The following is a 19946-nucleotide window of genomic DNA, read 5'->3' as shown; positions in this document are numbered from 1 at the left end:
TACGCAAACAGGGAAGTGGCATGTCTGCGACAAACAGGCCATCCATCACCCCGGACAAGGACGAAAAAGATGTTGCGAATACTGGGCAAGGCGTCGTCAATCAATGTGCGCAAGGTACTGTGGACTTGCGCCGAACTGGCCCTCCCCTTCGAGCTGGAGGAGTGGGGATCCGGCTTCAAACCCACGGACACCCCGGCGTTTCTGGCGCTCAACCCCAATGCTATGGTGCCCGTCATTCAGGATGAGGATTTTACGCTGTGGGAGTCGAACACCATCATCCGCTACCTGGCGACGCGCCATGGTGCCAATGCACTCTATCCCGCCGAGGCGAGAGCCAGGGCTCGGGTCGATCAATGGATTGACTGGCAGGCATCGGACTTGAACACCGCCTGGCGCTACGCCTTCCTGTCGCTGGTGAGACGCTCCCCCCAGCATCAAGACCATCAGGCCCTTCATGCAGCTTGCCTGCAGTGGTCTCACTGCATGGAGATCCTGGAGAGACAGCTTCAAACAACCGGAGGATATGTGGCCGGTCCGCACTTCTCGCTGGCAGACATTCCCATCGGGCTGTCAGTCAACCGCTGGCTGGAGACGCCCTATGATCGCCCGTCGCTACCCGCCGTGGACGACTACTACCAGCGACTGAAAGAGCGGCCGGGGTTTCGACGCTATGGGGCCAATGGCACGCCCTGAGGCGAGCAAGATAACCCGGGCAAGGAAAGAGACGGCAGACCGGGCCAACGCGCTGGCCCGGTCTGCACAGCTTCAGGGCTGGGCATCCGGCTGATTGGCGGGGGCGGCCTTGATAAAGGCCTGCAACTGCTCGCAGTTGGCGACGATGCGCGCAATGGTGGGGTAGTCATCCAGGGTCATGTCAAAGCGGCGGGCATTGTAGACCTGGGGCACCAGCATGCAGTCCGCCAGGGTGACCTCGTTGCCCACGCAATAGATGCCGGCGGTGGTCATGAGAAGCTGCTCCAGCGCGGTGAAGGTCTCGTCAATCCAGTGGCGATACCAGGCATCCCGCGCCATCTTGCTCTGCCCCAGCTCCTGCTCCAGGTGGTGCAGCACGCGCAGGTTGTTGAGGGGGTGGGTGTCACAGGCGATCATGTTGACTATCTGGCGCACCCGGGCACGTTCGATGGGGGCGGAGGGCATCAGGGGGTAGGCGGGATAGGTCTCGTCGAGGTACTCCATGATGGCCACCGACTGACCCAGATGCACGTCATCGTCCACGAGAAACGGCACCAGCCCCTGGGGATTGACCCGGCGGTAGGCCTTCTCCTTCTGCTCACCCTGCCGCAAGTTGACCGGGTGCTGCTCATAATCGAGCCCCTTGAGTTGCAGTACCAAACGCACGCGAAAGCTGGCCGATGAGCGCCAATATCCAAACAACTGCAGCATAGTGTGTCCCTGTGGTGGCAGGTGTCTGCCACCTGCCGTGTCGCCCGCCCCTCCAGGGGTCGGGCTCTCCTAGCTCGCCCGCTCGGCCGTTGCTTGCGTGACCCGCTGCAAAATGGTGCCAAACAGACTCATCCCGTTGCGATCCTGCATCGCGATGGACACTGTATCACCAAAGCGCAGAAAGGGTGTAGTGGCTTGACCTGACTCGATAATTTCCAGCATCCGCCGCTCGGCAAGGCAGGAGGATCCCCGGCTTCTGTCGTAGTTGGAGACGGTGCCCGAGCCGATGATGCAGCCCGCCCCGAGCGGCCTTGTCTTGGCGGCATGGGCAATCAGCTCATGGAAGGTGAAGGTCATGTCCACCCCGGCGTCGGGCTGCCCGAACAGGGCGCCGTTGAGGTGGGTCACCAGGGGCAGGTGGACCTTGCCATCGCGCCAGTCATCCCCCAGCTCGTCCGGGGTGATGGCCACCGGCGAGAAGCTGCTGGAGGGCTTGGACTGGAAGAAGCCGAAGCCCTTGGCAAGCTCCCCGGGAATGAGGTTGCGCAGGCTCACGTCGTTGACCAGCATCAAGAGCTTGATGTGGCTCGCCGCCCCCTGCGAACAGGTGCCCATGGGTACGTCGTCGGTGATGACGGCGACTTCAGACTCGAAGTCGATGCCCCACTCCTCGGAGCCCATCACGATGGGGCCACGGGGCGGCAGGAAGCTGTCAGAGCCTCCCTGATACATCAGGGGATCGTGCCAGAAGCTTTCTGGCATGTCGGCGCCGCGCGCTTTGCGCACCAGCTCCACGTGATTGACGTAGGCACTGCCGTCAATCCACTGGTAGGCGCGAGGCAGCGGGGAGAGGCAGGCGGTCTCATCGAAGGGGAAGGCGTCGGGGCAGGCGCCCTCGTTGAGTCGCTGATAAACCTTCGCCAATTGCGGCGCCACTTCGCCCCACTGGTCGAGGGCCGACTGCAGGGTCGGGGCAATGGTCGTCACGTGGACGGCGCGCGCCAGATCGCGGCTCACCACCACCAGGGCGCCGTCGCGCTTGCCATTGTTCAGGGTTGCCAGTTTCATATCGAATTCCTTATTTGCCGAGCGTCTCTGGACGCTGCCAGCTGGTGACATAACCGGGGTGTTCGACCCCTTCGCAGATCGGGCCGACGGCCAGGGCATCCCGGGTGTCGAGCATCACCGCCACCTCGTCGGTGAAGGTCTTGGCATGAGCCAGTCCCGCCGCAAAGGCCTTGGGATGGGGACCATGGGTGAAGCCGGCAGGGTGGAAGGTGACCATGCCCCGCTTGATGTTGTCCCGGCTGAAGAAGTCCCCGGCGTGGTAGAAGAGCACTTCGTCGAAGTCGTCGTTGCTGTGGTAGAAGGGCACCCGCAGGGCGCCTGGGTCACTCTCGATGGGACGCGGCACGAAGGTGCAGACCACGAACCGGCTCGCCACGAAGGTGGAGTGAGCCGAGGGAGGCAGGTGGTAGCGGTGGCTCATCAGCGGGCGGATATCCCGCCAGTTGAGGCGCACCACGCACAAGTCCCCGTGCCACCCTTGTGCATCCAGCGGGTTGAACGGCCAGGTGACGACCGAGACCTGATCGTGGCGCTTGATCTGCAGCGACCAGGGGTTTTCATCCTGCTGGGCCAGGAAGCGCTCGTTGATGGCGGGCACGTCCAGGGCCGCCGGATCGAAGATGGCGTGATTGCCCACCAGTCCCTTGTCCGGCAGCTGATAACTGTCTTCCGTCGCCTCTATCATCAGGATGAAGAGGGGCGCGGTGGGCTCGATGCGCCACATGGTGCCACGGGGGATCACCACATAGTCGCCATCTCTCAAGATGAGGTGTCCGTAGTCGCAGTAGAACTCTCCGCTCCCCTCGTGAATGAACAGGAGCTCGTCGCCATCGGCGTTTCGCACCAGAAACGGCATGGGCTCATGCAGGCGCCAGATGCGGTAGCGGCAGTGGGGGTTGCTGAGAATATCCGGCATCACCCAGGGGGAGAGGGAGCTCACCTCCTCCTGCAGATCGTTCAGATCAAACGCCCGTGGCCGAAGCGGCCCTTCCCAGTTGACCCAGTCGGTGGGAGCATGCTTGTGGTGCATGTGGGTGGCCGGACCGAAGAAGCCCGAGCGCCCCAGCTCGCGCTCATAGATGGCCTGCTCCGGCAGATCGGCATGGGCCTGGCGGGAGTGGGTTCCCTCCCGATGGGGGAAGCTTATCCAGTTACGCATCGCTCGGTTCTCCGTTTTTCTGGCCCTGAGCGGCACTGTTCACCTCCCCTTGCGTGGATCCGTCCAGCACGCCACGGCGGATCTGATCCAGTTCGATGGATTCGAACAGTGCCTGGAAGTTGCCCTCACCAAAGCCCTCGTTGCCCTTGCGCTGGATGATCTCGAAGAACACAGGCCCGATCACGGTATCGGTGAAGATCTGCAGCAGGATGCCGTCCTTCGTCGGCGAGCCGTCGATGAGGATGCGCAGCGCCTTCAGCGCCGCCAGATCCTCCTGATGACCCGCGACCCGGCTGTCCACCTTCTCGTAGTAGGTGTCCGGCGTCGGCATGAAGCCGGTTCCCCGCCCTCTGAGCGTGCGGATGGTGTGATAGATGTCGGCAGAGGCGAGCGCGATGTGCTGGATCCCCTCCCCCTTGTACTGGCGCAGGTACTCCTCTATCTGGGACTTGTCGTCCGCCGACTCGTTGATGGGAATGCGAATTTTGCCGCAGGGGGCCGTCATGGCGCGCGAGTGCAATCCGGTTAGCTTGCCCTCGATGTCGAAGTAGCGGATTTCCCGGAAGTTGCCGATCCGCTCGTAGAAATTCGACCAGAGGTTCATGTTGCCGCGATGGACGTTGTGGGTCAGGTGGTCGATCTCATAAAGCCCCGCGTCCACCTCGGCCATGCGGGCCTGCCAGTCGGGGTAGAAGATAAAGTCCACGTCATAGATGGAGCCCCGCTCACCATAGCGATCGACAAAGGAGAGGGTACTCTCGCCGATGCCGTAGATGGCGGGGATGTTGAGCTCCATGGGGCCGATTTTGCCCACAAACGGCTTGGCCCCCTGGCCGATGGCGTACTGCTGGGCGCGGCCGGCATCGCTCACCCGAAACGCCATGCCGCACACGCTCGGACCATGGGCCCGGGCAAACTCCTCCGCCTGGGAGTGGGGCTCGGCATTGACCACGAAGTTGATGTCCCCCTGGCGATAGAGCCAGCACTGCTTGTGCCTGTGCTTGGCCACTTCGGCAAAGCCCAGTGAGACGAACAGCGCCTTGAGAGCCGCAATGTCCTTGAGATCCGGCGCCGTGTACTCGACGAACTCAAACCCGTCGGTGCCAAGGGGGTTGATGGTGTGAGTACGGGAAGAAGGGGTGGTCATGATGCGCTCCTTGCGATGAACTGATAACGAAACGGTTCACGCCGCAAGGGCTCGACAGGCAGCCCGCACGGCATTGTTAACAACTTGTTTCATTAGAGTGGCGAGCGCAGGGAATGAGAAGGGGCGGCGTTCAGATAGTTTGGCGGGGATCTGCGCCAAAAAATGTAAATGAAATGTGACATCTCAGCCCCAACCTTGCACTGCGCTCGTTAGCGTCCCGCAAGGCTGTCAGCTTTGCCTTACAGCGACCAATAACGGGGTTCGATATGGGGCAGCACCGCCCTCGCCTTTAGCAATCGAGTCCTTTGCGGGTTGATGAGCCAAGCCTGCTCCCCCAACGCCAGCAGGGGCAGATCGTGCAAGCTGTCACTCAGGGTGAGTGCGGCCTCCAGGGTCAGGAGCTCCGGCAGCAGCTTGTGCCTGCCATGGCAATAGAAGCGCGGCACCAGGCCGCCAAAACGGTAACCCATCCGCGAGCCGATGATGCGGTGAGGGGGCCTTGGCAATTGACGATGGAGCTGGGCACGGACCAGGGCGCGGGGACTGGCGGAGATGACCCAGCAGCGGCACCCCTCCCCCGTCAGGAGGGCTCGCGCCTCCCGATACAGGCCGGGCCGGGTCAGGCTGTACTGCCGTACCAGGGCGCGCCAGGCCAGGGGGGATAGCCCGAGGGTGATGGCCCACCAGATGAGTGCAATGCCGCGACTGCGCTGACCTGGCAGCAGATAGAGCACGGCACCGAACGCCATCAGTGGCCACAGCAGCAGCGGCCAGATACGGCGGCGCAAGATGAAACGCAGCAACCCCGCATGGCTGTCATCCGGCGCCAGGGTGTCATCGAAGTCGGCCAGGATCCAGCCGCGGGCTGGGACTCTCGCGGCTGCAGCGCTCATTCGGTGATCTCTGCGATGGCGGCATGCAACTCGGGCAGGAGGAACAGCGCCCCCTCATCGGGCGGACAGACGAGATCGAAGCTCTCACCTGCCAGGGTGAAGGCGAGGCGCCAGGCGTGCAGATAACCGCGATCCGCCGCCGTGCCGCCGTAACGCTCATCCCCGAGGATGGGGGCTCCCACGCTCTTCAAGGCCACCCGGATCTGGTGGGTCTTGCCGGTCCGGGGCTTGATGCGATAAAGGCGCAGCCCCTCGCGCACCGAAACGGAGTCGAACCAGCTGATGGCCGGGTTATCCTGGGTGCGGCTCAGCATCCAGCTGCCGCCTCGCCCTTTCTCCATGTCACCCTTCACCCAGCCCTGCTTCTTCTTCGGCTTGCGATCGGAGAGGGCCAGATACTGCTTGCTCACTTCCCGCGCCGCGAAAGCCATGCTGAGGGCGCGATTCGCTTCGGCGGTGCGGGCCAGCAGCACCAGCCCAGAGGTCATCTTGTCCAGTCGATGGACCGGATAGAGGTCAAGACCGGTATCCATTCTGACCCGATTGACGAGACCCGGCTCGCCGGCATCATCGTGCATGCCAATGCCCGGACGCTTGTTGATCACCATGAAATCTTTGTGCTGCAATTGTATCCGGTACATGTATAACCCTTTAGAATGTTACTTGTTAAGAACTTGAATGCAGGCCTGCAGGCCATCTTCATGGACCCTCAGCACAAGAATCGCACGAATGAAAAAATGCCTGTTTTGGCTGTTGTTGCTTGGCATCACTTGCTTCTCGCCCCTCCAGGCCAGTGAACGGACACGTGATCTGCCGGAGAAGGTGGTATTGCAGTTGCGCTGGCTGCATCAGCCCCAGTTTGTGGGCTATCACATGGCCAAGGCCAAGGGGTATTACGCCGACGCTGGTCTGGATGTCGAGATAAGGCCAGGTGGCAAGGGAATAAGTCCGGTTCAGGAGGTGCTGGCCGGACGCGCCGACTTTGGCGTCGGCAACACCGAGGTGCTGACCCACTACGCCCAGGGCAAGCCGCTGCTGGCGCTGGCCAGCGTCTACCAGCACTCTCCCTCCATCTTCCTGGCACGCCGCGACAGCGGCATTCTCACCGTTGCGGACATGCGTGGCAAACGGATCATGATGTTTCCGGGTCATCAGGATGCCGAACTGCTGGCCACCCTCTACTATCAGGGGCTTCACGAGCGCCAGCTCATCCCGGTACCCACTTCGGTCAACATCGACGATCTGATCGCCGGCCGGATAGACATCTTCAACGCCTATCTGAGCAATGAGCCCTTCTATCTGGAAGAGCGCGGCATCTCGGTGTCCGTCATCAACCCTCGCAACTACGGCATCGATTTCTACAGCGACATTCTCTTCACCACCCAGGCACAGGAGCGGCTCAATCCGGAGCGGGTGGCACGTTTTCGTGCAGCCAGCCTCAAGGGATGGCGCTATGCCCTCACCCACCCCGAGGAAGCCATCGCCCTGCTGCGCACGGAGTATGGCGTCAACCGCAGCCAGGCCCACATGGAATACGAGTTGCAGATGAGCAAGGAGATGATCCAGCCGCTCTATGTGGAGATCGGGTATATGAATCCGGATCGCTTCGCTCACATCATGCAGCAGCTGGTGGAGATAGGCCTCCTTGCCAAACCGGTCTCCCTGACCCGTTTCCTCTATCAGGTTCCCTCAGAACAGTGGATCTTCTGGCGTCCATGGTTCCTGCTAAGCCTGGGTGTTGGTGGTCTCATCCTGCTGCTCTCCCTCTATCTTCTGATGAGCAACAAGCGGCTCAACCAGGAAGTGGCCCTGCGCAAACAGCGAGAGCAGGAGATACTGCAACTGGCCCGCCTCGATCCCCTTACCGGACTGCCCAATCGCCTGAGCCTGATGGAGCAGTTGAAACACCAGGTGCAAAGCGACAATCCGGGCTGCCTGCTGTTTTGTGATCTCAATGACTTCAAGCGCATCAACGACAACTTCGGCCACAGCCAGGGGGATGCCATCCTCTGCCAGCTGGCCCGACGGATCCACGACGCCATCGGCCACCAGTGCTATTTTGCCCGCTTGGCGGGGGACGAGTTCATCCTGCTGCTGCCTGGCTACGATATCCGTCAGGCAGAGGAGGTCACCGCCGTGATCCGCCAGGCCATGCAGGCCCCCTTCGTGGTCAATGACCAGCCGATGCAGGTGGGCATCAGCATCGGCGTCAGCCACTACCAGCATGACTGGAGCCCGGAGCAGTGGCTCATCCAGGCCGACAGGGCCATGTATTGTGACAAGGGTGGCCGCGTCATCACGCTGGCGGAGCAGTCCGGCTGACTGGCTCATCTCCCGGCACACAGAGCCGATACCCCCGTGAAACCAATAAACAGGAAGGCCACCCCAGGGGTGGCCTTCCTGCATTGCATGAGTCTGACCGCTCTTACCCGAAGGTCTGCCCCAGGGATTTGAGCTGGCGAGCCTTGGTGAGCAGGATGTCGCTCGAGGCGTCCATGTCCTGCATCTTGTTGCTGTTGGTGTGGGAGTGCTGGGAGATGGCGTTGACGTTGCGGCTGATGTCCTCCACCACCGCCTGCTGCTCCTCTGCCGCCGTCGAGATCTGGGCCGAGAGGTCCACCACCCGTTCTATTTCCGCCAGCACCTGATGCAGGCTCTCTGATCCCTGGCGGGTCAGGGTCACGCAGGATTGGGTCTGTTGCAGGTTCTGCTGCATCATGCCCTTCCAGCCGTTCAGGGTACGCTGGATCTGGCCTATGCTGCTCTGGATCTGCTCGGTCGCCTTGTGGGTGCGCGTGGAAAGGGTTCGCACCTCGTCCGCCACCACCGCAAAGCCTCGCCCCTGCTCCCCTGCCCGCGCCGCCTCGATGGCGGCGTTGAGCGCCAGCAGATTGGTCTGATCCGCAATGCCCTGGATCTCGCTCATCAGCACACCGATGCGATCCGACTCCTCCGCCAGTGCCACGGCGGCCGTGAAGGCATGCTCTGCCTGGGTGGCCAGCTCCGTCACCCTGTGCTGGGTATCTTCCAGTTGCTGGTCGGTGTTTTGGCAGTGCGCCTTGGCCTGGGCTATCTGGTTGTCCGTCTCCAGGATATTGCGGGCAATCTCGTGGGCTGTCGCCGCCATTTCGGTGATGGCCGTCGCCACCTGCTGGGTCTGGACATCCTGTTCGGCGATGTCGGCGCTCGCCTCGCTGGAGGCTGTTTTCAGATGCACCGCGAGATCCTGCAGGGAGAGGGTCGCATCGTCCACTCGTCCAAGGACGGTGCGGATCCTGGCCTGCAACAGCTTGATGTGGAAGTCTGCAATAGCACTGGCATCCTCCCCCGAATAGATGAGCCGGGTCAGGCTGTCATATTCGTCCGCGAGCTGTCGCAGATAACGGGGGGTGGTGATGAGGGTGTCACGATAGATCAGGGCCAGCCACAAGAGAGGCAACAGGGTGAACAGCGGCCCCCAGGGCCCCATCAGATAGGCCCCCCCTGCCAGCATCAGCAAGACACCGATGATGGCCAGCCCGTGGCGCATCGGGCGCAGGCTCAATCCGCCCTTTCGCTCCCCCCGCTCCACGCTCTTCAATCTGGCATAGGTGCGCCCGGCCACGGCTTTCATCTCCGGCGCGGCGCGACTGCGGACCGACTGGTAGCCATTGATCCGCCCCTGCTCGAAGATAGGGGTGACATAAGCATCCACCCAATAGTAACGCCCATCCTTGCAGCGGTTTTTCACCATGCCGCGCCAGGGTTTGCCCTGCTTGAGCTTGCCCCAGAGGTCAGCAAAGGCGGCCTTGGGCATGTCCGGGTGGCGAACCATGTTGTGGTGCTGGCCGATGAGCTCGGCCCGGCTGTACCCCGCTACCCGGCAGAAGTGATCATTGGCGTAGGTGATCACACCCTGCAGGTCCGTAGTGGAGACCAGCTGTTCATTGGCAGGAAAATCCACCTCTTCGTCGATGAGATGAACCTGGCTTTTCTTCATGGCGCACACCCCTTGTTTGATCACCCACTGAGCGTAGCCAAACGCCTACGGGCAAGCAACGCAGAGACCCAGTCGGGGAGGATGGCTGAGGCACAATTTGCATCCTGTTTGACGCCGCGCAAGATTTTGACCCCAAATGCCCCGATTTGGCCAAAAAACACTCGACATTTTCCCAGGTTCACCTCTCTCCCGCACGATGCATCACACCCCAAAATGGTTCCAACGAGTCTGTGATACTGGCGTTGCAGGGAACCCCGTCAGGGGAGAGCGCACTTGATGCGATCTTGGACCTAAGCATAATTGACGTTAACGTAAACGTAGTGTGAGATGGTACCGTTCACCCTACACATCCAGCAGACACGCACCCCATGAAAGGAGTCACCATGTCCAACCTCTCCCCCTCGGCCGGCAGGCGTTTTCGCACGGCCCTGGCCAACGAAAAGCCCCTGCAGATTGTCGGCACCATCAATGCCTACATGGCGCTGATGGCCGAGCGCAGCGGCTTCCAGGCCCTCTATCTCTCCGGCGCAGGGGTGGCGAATGCCTCCTATGGCCTGCCGGATCTCGGCATGACCTCCATGAATGACGTGCTCATCGATGCCGAACGCATCACGGCTGCCACCCAGGTGCCACTCCTGGTGGACATCGACACCGGCTGGGGGGGCGCCTTCAACATCGCCCGCACCATTCGCGCCTTCGAGCGTGGCGGTGTAGCCGCCGTCCACATGGAAGATCAGGTGGCCCAGAAGCGCTGCGGTCACAGGCCGAACAAGGCGGTGGTCACGGTCTCGGAGATGGTGGACAGGATCAAGGCCGCAGTGGATGCCCGCCAGGACGAACATTTCGTCATCATGGCCCGCACCGACGCCCTGGCGGTGGAAGGGCTGGGCTCGGCCCTGGAGCGGGCCGCAGCCTATGTGGAGGCCGGTGCCGACATGATCTTCGCCGAGGCGGTCACCGAGCTGGATCAGTACGATCGCTTCAAGCAGGCGGCCGGGGTGCCGATCCTCGCCAACATGACCGAGTTCGGCAAGACCGATCTGTTTGACAAGGAGGCGCTCGCCTTGCATGGCGTCGACATGGTGCTCTACCCCCTGAGCGCCGCCCGCGCCGCCAACCAGGCCGCCCTCAATGTCTATCAGACGCTTCGCCGTGACGGCCACCAGCGCGCCGTGGTCGACACCATGCAGACCCGGGAGTCCCTCTACGATTTTCTCGGTTACCACCACTACGAGCAGACCCTGGACAGGCTGTTCACCCAGGATCTGTCGACCAAGGAATAAGACGGCGACCAGCCGCCTCATGCTGGCGGCTGGCGCTTCAACGGACTGAATGAGGAAACATGTGATGAGCGCCCTGCCCGAAACCACCGGCTTCAAGCCGAAGAAATCCGTCGCCCTCTCCGGCACCGCCGCCGGCAACACGGCCCTGTGTACCGTGGGCCTCTCCGGCAACGACCTGCACTACCGTGGCTACGACATCCTGGACGTGGCCACCAGCTGCGAGTTTGAAGAGATAGCCCACCTGCTGGTGCACGGCCATCTGCCCAATGTGGCGGAGCTCGCCGCCTACAAGGCCAAGCTCAAGGCCCTGCGCGGCCTGCCCACCGGGGTCAGGACCGCCCTGGAGCAATTGCCTCCCTCCGCCCACCCCATGGACGTGATGCGCACCGCCGTCTCCGTGCTGGGGTGCCTGTCGCCTGAGAAGGACGATCACAACCACCCGGGCGCCCGGGACATCGCCGACAAGCTGATGGCCTGTCTCGGCTCCGTGTTGCTCTACTGGTACCACTTCAGCCACAACGGCAAACGCATCTTCGTCGAAACCGATGACGACTCCATCGGTGGCCACTTCCTCCACCTGCTGCACGGCGAAAAGCCCCGTGCCTCCTGGGTGCGCGCCATGCACACCTCTCTCATCCTCTACGCCGAGCATGAGTTCAACGCCTCCACCTTCACCGGCCGCGTCATCGCCGGCACCGGCTCGGACATGTACTCCTGCATCACGGGAGCCATCGGTGCCCTGCGCGGGCCCAAGCACGGGGGCGCCAACGAGGTGGCCTTCGAGATCCAGAAGCGCTACGACAACCCCGCCGAGGCGGAGGCCGACATTCGCGCCCGGGTCGAGAAAAAAGAAGTGGTCATCGGCTTCGGCCACCCGGTCTACACCGTCTCCGATCCGCGAAACAAGGTGATCAAGGAGGTGGCGCGCGAGCTCAGCCAGGAGCAGCACAACACCAAGATGTTCGATATCGCCGAGCGGCTGGAATCCACCATGTGGGAAGTCAAGAAGATGTTCCCGAACCTCGACTGGTTCAGTGCCGTCAGCTACCACATGATGGGGGTGCCCACCGCCATGTTCACCCCGCTGTTCGTCATCGCCCGCACCTCAGGCTGGTCGGCCCACGTCATCGAGCAGCGCATAGACGGCAAGATCATCCGCCCGAGCGCCAACTACGTCGGTCCGGAGGATCTCCAGTTCGTGCCGCTCAAGGAGCGCAAGTGATGATCAACACGCAATATCGCAAGCCCCTGCCCGGCACACAGCTCGACTACTTCGACGCCCGGGAGGCGGTGAACGCCATCACCCCCGGCGCCTGGGACAGGCTCTCCTACACCGCCCGCGTCCACGCCGAGAACCTGGTGCGTCGGTGCGATCCGACCATCCTCGGCGAGTGCCTCGGCCAGATAGTCCATGGCAAGCACGATCGCGACTTTCCCTGGTTCCCGGCGCGGGTGGTGTGTCACGACATCCTGGGGCAGACCGCCCTGGTGGATCTGGCGGGCCTTCGCGACGCCATCGCCGAGCAGGGGGGAGAGCCCGCCCAAGTGAACCCTGTGGTGCCGGTGCAGCTCATCGTCGACCATTCCCTCGCCGTGGAGTGCGGCGGCTTTGACCCCCAGGCGTTCGAGAAGAACCGCGCCATCGAGGATCGGCGCAACGAGGATCGCTTCCACTTCATCGACTGGACCAAGCAGGCGTTCAAGAACATCGAGGTGATCCCGCCTGGCAACGGCATCATGCACCAGATCAACCTGGAGAAGATGTCCCCTGTCATCCACGCCGATCGCGGTTTGGCCTACCCGGATACCTGCGTCGGCACCGACAGCCACACCCCCCACGTGGATGCCCTCGGCGTCATCGCGGTGGGGGTGGGCGGGCTGGAAGCCGAGAACGTGATGCTGGGGCGCGCCTCCTGGATGCGGCTGCCTTCGATCGTCGGCGTCGAGCTCTCCGGCAAGCCGCAACCCGGCATCACCGCCACGGACCTGGTGCTGTCGCTCACCGAATTCCTGCGCCAGCAGAAGGTAGTCGGGGCCTATCTGGAGTTTCGTGGCGAGGGCGCCGCCGCCCTCACCCTCGGCGATCGGGCCACCATCTCCAACATGGCACCGGAATACGGCGCTACCGCGGCCATGTTCTTCATCGACCAGCAGACCCTCGACTACCTCAAGCTCACCGGCCGTGACGACGAGCAGGTCAGGCTGGTGGAAACCTATGCCAGGGAGGCCGGCCTCTGGGCCGATGCCCTGGCGAGCGCCCAGTACGAGCGGGTGCTGCACTTTGACTTGTCGAGCGTGGTGCGCACCCTGGCGGGCCCCTCCAACCCCCATCGCCGCCTGCCGGTCTCCGCCCTGGCGGAGCGCGGTATCGCGGTGAATCTGGACAAGGCTCGCGCCCAGGAGGCGGACGGCCTCTTGCCCGATGGCGCCGTCATCATCGCGGCCATCACCAGTTGCACCAACACCAGCAACCCGCGCAACGTGATTGCCGCAGGCCTGCTGGCCCGCAACGCCAACCGGCTCGGCCTGGTGCGCAAGCCCTGGGTCAAATCCTCCCTGGCCCCCGGCTCCAAGACGGTCGCGCTTTACCTGAAAGAGGCGGGGCTGATGGATGAGCTGGCACAGCTCGGCTTCGGCGTCGTGGCGTTTGCCTGCACCACCTGCAACGGCATGTCCGGTGCCCTGGATCCCGCCATCCAGCAGGAGATCATCGAGCGGGACCTCTACGCCACGGCGGTGCTCTCGGGCAACCGCAACTTCGACGGCCGCATCCATCCCTATGCCAAGCAGGCGTTTCTCGCCTCGCCCCCCCTGGTGGTGGCCTACGCCATCGCAGGCACCATCCGTTTCGACATTGAAAAAGATGTGCTGGGGGTAGTGGACGGTCAGGAGATTCGCCTCAAGGATATCTGGCCGTCTGATGAAGAGATCGACGCCGTGGTCAAGGCATCGGTCAAGCCGTCCCAGTTCCGCCAGGTCTATATCCCCATGTTCACCATAGAGGAAGACCAGGGCCCGAAAGTGGCGCCCCTGTACGACTGGCGTCCGCAGAGCACCTATATCCGCCGCCCACCCTACTGGGAAGGTGCCTTGGCGGGCGAGCGCACCCTCAAGGGGATGCGGCCACTGGCGCTGCTGCCGGACAACATCACCACGGATCACCTGTCCCCCTCCAACGCCATACTGCCCGGCAGCGCGGCGGGGGAATATCTGCACAAGATGGGCCTGCCGGAGGAGGACTTCAACTCCTACGCCACCCACCGCGGCGATCACCTGACCGCCCAGCGCGCCACCTTCGCCAACCCCCAGTTGGTCAACGAGATGGCGGTAGTGAACGGCGTGGTGCAGAAGGGGTCCCTCGCCCGCGTCGAGCCGGACGGCAAAGTGATGCGGATGTGGGAAGCCATCGAGACCTACATGGCACGCAAGCAGCCCCTCATCATCGTGGCCGGTGCCGACTACGGTCAGGGCTCGTCCCGGGACTGGGCGGCCAAGGGGGTGCGCCTTGCCGGGGTGGAGGTGATCGCAGCGGAAGGCTTCGAGCGCATTCACCGCACCAACCTCATCGGCATGGGGGTGCTGCCGCTCGAGTTCAAACCGGGCACCACCCGCCTCACGCTGGGCCTCGATGGCACCGAGACCTATGACGTGGTGGGGGAGCGCCAACCGCGCACCGATCTCACTCTGGTGATCCGCCGTCGCAGCGGGGAAGTGATCCAGGTGCCCATGACCTGCCGCCTCGACACCGCCGAGGAGGTCTCGGTCTATGAGGCGGGCGGCGTGCTGCAACGCTTCGCCCAGGACTTCCTGGCGTCGACCGCGCAAAAGGCCGCAAGCTAAATCGCAACCCCGCTCCGCCCCTTTGAAAAAGGGGAAGGCATAAAGCACCCTCTCTCTTTGGGAGAGGGCTGGGGTGAGGGGAAATCCCCCTCATCCGCCCTTCGGGTACCTTCTCCCAGAGGGAGCAGGATCCATGACTCTTTTCAGGACACTCTCTATGGCCCACATACCACAAGTAAAAATCCCGGCCACCTACCTTCGCGGCGGCACCAGCAAGGGGGTCTTCTTTCGCTTATCTGACCTGCCCGAGCGCTGCCAGCAGCCGGGCCCGGCACGGGATGCCTTCTTCCTGCGGGTCATCGGCAGCCCCGACCCCTACGGCGCTCACATGGACGGCATGGGGGGGGCCACCTCCTCCACAGCCAAGTGCGTGATCCTCTCCAAAAGCCAGCAACCCGATCACGATGTGGACTACCTCTACGGCCAGGTCGCCATCGACAAGGCATTCGTGGACTGGAGCGGCAACTGCGGCAACCTCTCCACCGGCGCCGGGGCCTTCGCCATCCATGCCGGGTTGGTGGACCCGTCCCGCATCCCGGAGAACGGCACCTGCGAGGTGCGCATCTGGCAGGCCAATATCGGCAAGACCATCCTCGCCCACGTGCCGGTGACGAACGGCCAGGTGCAGGAGACAGGCGATTTCGAGCTGGACGGGGTGACCTTCCCCGCCGCCGAGATCGTGCTGGAGTTTCTCGACCCGTCCGACGAGGGTGAAGACGGCGGCGCCCTCTTCCCAACCGGCAATCTGGTGGACGATCTGGAGGTGCCCGCGTCTGTGGTAAAGAGCGGCGTACTGAAAGCCACCCTGATCAGAGCAGGCATCCCCACCGTGTTCGTCAACGCCGAGGACATCGGTTATGAGGGCACCGAGCTGCGCGAGCAGATAAACACGGACCCCGAGGCCTTGGCCCGCTTCGAGGCGATCCGGGTTGCCGGTGCCCTGCGCATGGGGCTCATCAAGCGCCCCGAAGAGGCGGCCACTCGCCAGCACACCCCGAAAATTGCCTTCATCGCCCCCGCCAAGGATTACCGCACCGCCAGCGGCAAGGAGATTATTGCCGGCGAGATCGATCTGCTGGTGCGGGCCCTCTCCATGGGCAAGCTGCACCACGCCATGATGGGCACCTGCGCCGTGGCCATCGGCACAGCGGCGGCCATTCCCGGCACCCTCGTCAATCTGGCCGCCGGGGGCGGCGAGCGCGAAGCGGTGCGCTTTGGTCACCCCTCCGGCACCCTGAGAGTCGGAGCCCAGGCAGAGCAGGTAGCGGGACAGTGGACGGTCACCAAGGCGGTGATGTCCCGCTCCGCCCGCATCCTGATGGAAGGCTGGGTGCGGGTCCCTGGAGATGCCTTCTAGCCCGCTGCGGCATCACACCGACCAGGCCAGCCAGACGAAAAGAGCCCCAAGGCGACTGCCTCAGGGCTCTTTCTTGGATGTTTCAGGCTGTGGAAATCACATCATCATTGTGGTCTTGCCACACACTCCACCTTTCTTGGCACATTGTGCTTCGCGTCCCCGCCGATGAGCCGCTTGACCTGCCCGGGTGGGCAGCGACCGTCATCCACATAGGCGGTCTCCCCAAGGGGCAGCCTGCCTGGGGGCGGATCCTGACTCAGATAGGTGACGGGAATGGGCGCAGGCGCAAACCCACTGCACCCCGACATCAGGAGTGTACTGCACCACAGGGCCAGCATGCTTCCCCTCTTTCCTGCAACCGCCATCGCTCACTCCCTGCCTCTGTCGGGGCACCGACCCGGCGCCCCTCGTTTCGGCAGTGTACCCAGGGATGGCGCCGGACCGACACCCGTCTCCGGCGCCGTTGTGACGATTCCAGACACAGGCAAAAATATCGGCTTTTCACGGCTTCGACCCGTAGTAGTGGGTCAGTAGGGCATCGGCCTCGTCCACGGAGATCGCCATCTGCGGCCAGCGCACGGCCTTCTCCCTGATGTCCCGCAGGCTCCCCAGCTCCGGGCGCAGTGCGCTGCCGAGGTGGCGGTTCAGGGCATCAAAGCGGGCGATCACCCCCTGTCGGCTGAAGTGACCGGGCGCCAGATCCAGCCGATAGCCCTGAAACAGCCACTGGAGTCCCTGATAGACGGCGGGGTGGTAGACGCTGTGGTGATCCTCCTCCTCGAAGTAGCGGCTGGTGACGTTCAGGTTTGCGCCGGGCGCTGCCACCACCTGCCGGGCAAACTGCTGCAGGCGATCCCGGTGAAACGCCGAGCGCCCGAATCCCGGGGTGAAGGGGTTGTTGGCCACCGCCATGAACAGCGAGGAGGCGTGCTTGAGCGGCCCGGTCAACTCCGACGCGATGCGCTCGTAATTGCGGGGGTAATCGAACCAGAGGCTGGCGTCGATGGCGATCACCCCCTGGAACTGGCCGCCGTCTTGCGCCTGTGCATCGAGCGCCAGCAGGCCGCCGAGGGAGTGGCCCACCAGCAGGGCCGGCGCCCGGGTCCGAAACCTCTCCTCGATGAGGGGGCGCAGCTCCTCACTCAGATAGCGCAGGAATCGGGGCCCGCCCCCCGTCACGGCATAGCCGGGCCCCGCCGGTGACCCATTGGGCAAGGTCATGGTGTGGCTCGGGGTGTAATCCCGCATCCGGTCGGTGTTGTGGACCGCGACGATGATGAGGGGGGGGATCGCCGGATTGAGCCCGGCCCGCAGGGCCCGGGTGATGCCGACAACCTCCAGCAGACTCTTCTCCCCGTCGAGCAGATAGAGCACGGGGAACCGAGCCCCGGGCTCGCGTTCATATTCCTGGGGCAGGGAGACGCTGTATTGCCGCGTCTCCCCCAGCAGGGCCGAATGGTGGGTGAAGCGCTGGGCGTAGTGGAGCATGTCTGCCTGGGCAGAAGAGAGTGTGATCATGGTGAGCAGCAGGATGATGAGTCTTGTCATGAGATGAACCAGGATTGTGTCGCCAGCCTTGGGGATCCCCCGTAGGGCGGCGCACAGAGACGACAACAGGGCCCGCAGGCCCTGCTGTCGTCGGTTGTTACAGCTTGTAGGTGAAGCCTGCCATCAGGTTCGCCGGCTCGCCGTACATGTTGAAGGTGCTGGTGGAGCCGACCCGGTAGAAGTACTCCCGGTCGAGCAGGTTGTAGAGGTTCAGGGTCGCCTGCATCCTGTCGTTGATCTCGTAACGCACCGCCGCATCGAACAGGGCATAGCCCCCCTGATGGGTCTCGACCCCCTTCTGGTTGAAGCCGTAGTCGCTCACCGCCGTCATGCCTGCCCCGAGGTGCAGCCCCTGCACCCAGTCGGCCAGGTGGTAGTCGGTCCAGAGGGAGAGGGCGTGACGGGGAATGGTGTCGAATTTCGGGTTGTGATCCCCGGCCTTCTCCTCGATGTCGGTGAAGGTATAGCCGGCCATCACCATCCAGTTCTGGCTGAGATAGCCGCTCGCCTCCAGCTCCACCCCTTGCGTCTCCACCTTGCCGGTCGCCCAGTAGGTGTTGGTGATGGCAATGCCCTGATCGTCGTAGGCCTGGGCCGCGATGTTGTCGTCCTTCATCAGGAAGAGGGTCGCCCGGGTGTTGAGCAGGCCGTCACGCAGCGAGGACTTGATGCCGGTTTCCCACTGGCTGCCCTCCCGGGGCTTGAGCAGGTTGCCGCTCTCGTCCTGGCTGGTCTGGGGCTTGAACACCTTGGAGTAGCTGGCATACCAGGCGTGTTCGTCGCTCAGGTCATAGACGGCCCCCGCGTAGGGGGTGAGCTTGCCGTTGAACGCACTGGACTCGCCACTCTGGGCTCCGGAACTCAGGGTCGTGCTGACGGCATCCAGATCGTACCAGGAGACGCGGGCCCCGGTGATCACCGCGAGCGGCTCCAGCAGACGCCAGGTCACCTTGCCATACAGACCGAGCTCCGACTGCTCCTCATGGTCATTCTTGGTGTAGCTGTAGTCCGGCTTGGCGACACGGGTCGGGTCGAAATCGAACACATTGATCTTGCCGAGGTTGCGGTTGGTGTAGGTCTGGATGTCCGACTCGTAGCGCTTGTAGTCGGAGCCCAGCACAAACTCGCTCTTGTGCCCCAACAGATCGAACATCTGACTGTAGTTGGCATCGAAGGCCATGTTCTTCTGCTGGTTCCCCTGGCCGTTGAACATCAGCCCGGTGTTGCCCGCCGCGTCCACGGGGCCGTTGGTGAAGGTCTGCTCCAGCCGCATGTCGTGATCCATGTAGCGGGCCGAGACCTGACCCACCCCGCCGTTGGCAAAGGCGTGTTGCAGCGAGGCCCCCACATCCGTGGTGTCGGCGTCGAAGAAGTCTTCAGCCGACCCCAGGTAGGTGCTGCGGCCGATGTCGAGCAGGGAGCCGTCCTTGTACGCCGGCAGGCCGTTGGTGGGCAGGATGTCCTTGGTCTGGTGCAGGGCGTAGACGGAGAGGCGGGTACGATCCGAGAGATCGAACTCCAGGGTGCCGTAGTAGGTACCGTTGTCGTTGTTGTTGTAGTCCACCTGGTTCTTGATGTCGGCGTTGGCCACCACGACGCGACCGCGCAGGGAACCCTCGTCGTTGAGTGCGCCCCCCATGTCCGCCTCCAGGTAATGCCTGTCCCAGCTGCCATAGCGCGCCGTGACCGAGCCCTTGAAGGCGTCGGTCGGACGCTTGAGCACCATGTTGATCACGCCCCCCAGCTCGCTGGTGCTGTTGAAGAGGCCGGAGGGCCCCCGCATGATCTCCACCCGATCCACCGCCGCCAGCGACGGCAGGGTGCCGTACTTGCTCTGCATGGGCGATGGCAGGCCGTTGAGGTTCACCTCGTCGTACTCATAGCCGCGGGAGAAGATGGAGGAGCGACCGCTGTCGTTGACCAGGGTGCGCAGACCCGGCGTGAACTTGGCCAGATCGTCCACCGCCACGAAGTTGCGCTCCTCGATGTAGTCGTTGGTCAACACGGTGATCGACTGGGGGATGTCTTTGAGGGCCGCCGGCGTCTTGGTGCCGACGGTGGCCGAGTCGACCCCATAGCCTCCCGTCTCCTCCGACGGCGACATCCCGTAGAGTGGATTGCCATAGACGACCAGGGTTTCGTCCGGCTTGATGTCCGGTGTGTGTGCCCCTGCCGGGGCGGCAACGGTGACGGCCAGAGCGGCAGAGATGGCCAGCGCCAGCGGGCTTCGCGCTTTATCCTTCAAGACAACCATAGTAACAGTGACCC

Annotated in this window: 16 protein-coding genes; 6 read left to right on the top strand and 10 right to left on the bottom strand. The window is 63.3% G+C overall.

Translation table 11 applies throughout. The annotated features are described in order from the left end of the window. Window positions 1-69: 69 nt before the first annotated feature. Complete coding sequence (locus tag I6L48_RS12215) at window positions 70-693, top strand: glutathione S-transferase family protein (protein WP_139737036.1); 624 nt, start codon at window positions 70-72, stop codon at window positions 691-693. 72 nt (window positions 694-765) lie between these two features. Here I6L48_RS12215 and maiA read toward each other — a convergent pair whose 3' ends face one another. The 6 genes from maiA to I6L48_RS12185 all read right to left on the bottom strand — a co-directional run bounded on the left by maiA (window position 766) and on the right by I6L48_RS12185 (window position 6312). Beyond that, window positions 766-1404: a maleylacetoacetate isomerase gene (gene maiA / locus I6L48_RS12210; protein WP_216987277.1), complete on the bottom strand. Its 639-nt coding sequence runs from the start codon at window positions 1402-1404 to the stop codon at window positions 766-768. 69 nt (window positions 1405-1473) lie between these two features. Continuing rightward, a complete protein-coding gene (locus tag I6L48_RS12205; protein WP_216987276.1) occupies window positions 1474-2472 on the bottom strand; it encodes a fumarylacetoacetate hydrolase family protein in 999 nt (332 codons plus the stop codon). 10 nt (window positions 2473-2482) lie between these two features. Continuing rightward, complete coding sequence (locus tag I6L48_RS12200; RefSeq protein WP_104454326.1) at window positions 2483-3631, bottom strand: homogentisate 1,2-dioxygenase; 1149 nt, start codon at window positions 3629-3631, stop codon at window positions 2483-2485. Continuing rightward, complete coding sequence (hppD, locus tag I6L48_RS12195) at window positions 3624-4778, bottom strand: 4-hydroxyphenylpyruvate dioxygenase (protein WP_216987275.1); 1155 nt, start codon at window positions 4776-4778, stop codon at window positions 3624-3626. Before hppD ends, I6L48_RS12200 begins: the two co-directional genes overlap by 8 nt. 239 nt (window positions 4779-5017) lie before the next feature. Further along, window positions 5018-5671, bottom strand: coding sequence for an HAD family hydrolase (locus I6L48_RS12190; protein ID WP_216987274.1), 654 nt, complete (start codon window positions 5669-5671; stop codon window positions 5018-5020). Next, a complete protein-coding gene (locus tag I6L48_RS12185) occupies window positions 5668-6312 on the bottom strand; it encodes a TIGR01621 family pseudouridine synthase (protein ID WP_029314720.1) in 645 nt (214 codons plus the stop codon). The genes I6L48_RS12190 and I6L48_RS12185 overlap by 4 nt, the downstream gene beginning before the upstream one ends. Before the next feature lie 88 nt (window positions 6313-6400). On the opposite strand from I6L48_RS12185, the gene I6L48_RS12180 reads away from it, so the two are divergent. After that, window positions 6401-7993, top strand: a complete 1593-nt coding sequence (locus I6L48_RS12180; RefSeq protein WP_039038778.1) for a GGDEF domain-containing protein — start codon at window positions 6401-6403, stop codon at window positions 7991-7993. Window positions 7994-8096: 103 nt separating this feature from the next. On the opposite strand, the gene I6L48_RS12175 is transcribed toward I6L48_RS12180, so the two are convergent. Further along, window positions 8097-9650: a PAS domain-containing methyl-accepting chemotaxis protein gene (locus I6L48_RS12175; protein ID WP_113070098.1), complete on the bottom strand. Its 1554-nt coding sequence runs from the start codon at window positions 9648-9650 to the stop codon at window positions 8097-8099. 383 nt (window positions 9651-10033) lie between these two features. On the opposite strand from I6L48_RS12175, the gene prpB reads away from it, so the two are divergent. From prpB to prpF, 4 genes are all read left to right on the top strand, one after another. Beyond that, on the top strand, window positions 10034-10933 hold the full coding sequence (gene prpB, locus I6L48_RS12170) for a methylisocitrate lyase (protein ID WP_113070097.1): 900 nt from the start codon (window positions 10034-10036) through the stop codon (window positions 10931-10933). Between the two features lie 64 nt (window positions 10934-10997). Beyond that, a complete protein-coding gene (gene prpC / locus I6L48_RS12165; protein ID WP_113070096.1) occupies window positions 10998-12155 on the top strand; it encodes a 2-methylcitrate synthase in 1158 nt (385 codons plus the stop codon). Then, complete coding sequence (gene acnD, locus I6L48_RS12160) at window positions 12155-14773, top strand: Fe/S-dependent 2-methylisocitrate dehydratase AcnD (RefSeq protein WP_216987273.1); 2619 nt, start codon at window positions 12155-12157, stop codon at window positions 14771-14773. Before prpC ends, acnD begins: the two co-directional genes overlap by 1 nt. A gap of 157 nt (window positions 14774-14930) precedes the next feature. Beyond that, window positions 14931-16130: a 2-methylaconitate cis-trans isomerase PrpF gene (gene prpF, locus I6L48_RS12155; RefSeq protein WP_113070095.1), complete on the top strand. Its 1200-nt coding sequence runs from the start codon at window positions 14931-14933 to the stop codon at window positions 16128-16130. Between the two features lie 104 nt (window positions 16131-16234). On the opposite strand, the gene I6L48_RS20970 is transcribed toward prpF, so the two are convergent. The 3 genes from I6L48_RS20970 to I6L48_RS12145 all read right to left on the bottom strand — a co-directional run bounded on the left by I6L48_RS20970 (window position 16235) and on the right by I6L48_RS12145 (window position 19932). Next, a complete protein-coding gene (locus tag I6L48_RS20970; RefSeq protein ID WP_353933824.1) occupies window positions 16235-16438 on the bottom strand; it encodes a DUF6719 family protein in 204 nt (67 codons plus the stop codon). Window positions 16439-16631: 193 nt separating this feature from the next. Then, a complete protein-coding gene (locus I6L48_RS12150) occupies window positions 16632-17678 on the bottom strand; it encodes an alpha/beta hydrolase (protein WP_042016940.1) in 1047 nt (348 codons plus the stop codon). A 97-nt stretch (window positions 17679-17775) separates the two neighbouring features. Continuing rightward, entirely contained in the window at window positions 17776-19932 is a 2157-nt protein-coding gene (locus I6L48_RS12145) for a TonB-dependent siderophore receptor (protein WP_113070093.1), read from the bottom strand. Between the last annotated feature and the right edge of the window lie 14 nt (window positions 19933-19946).

Origin of the sequence: Aeromonas sp. FDAARGOS 1418 (assembly GCF_019048585.1) — a bacterium.
Classification (GTDB): domain Bacteria; phylum Pseudomonadota; class Gammaproteobacteria; order Enterobacterales; family Aeromonadaceae; genus Aeromonas; species Aeromonas caviae.
This window is presented reverse-complemented; position numbering and strand designations above follow the sequence as displayed.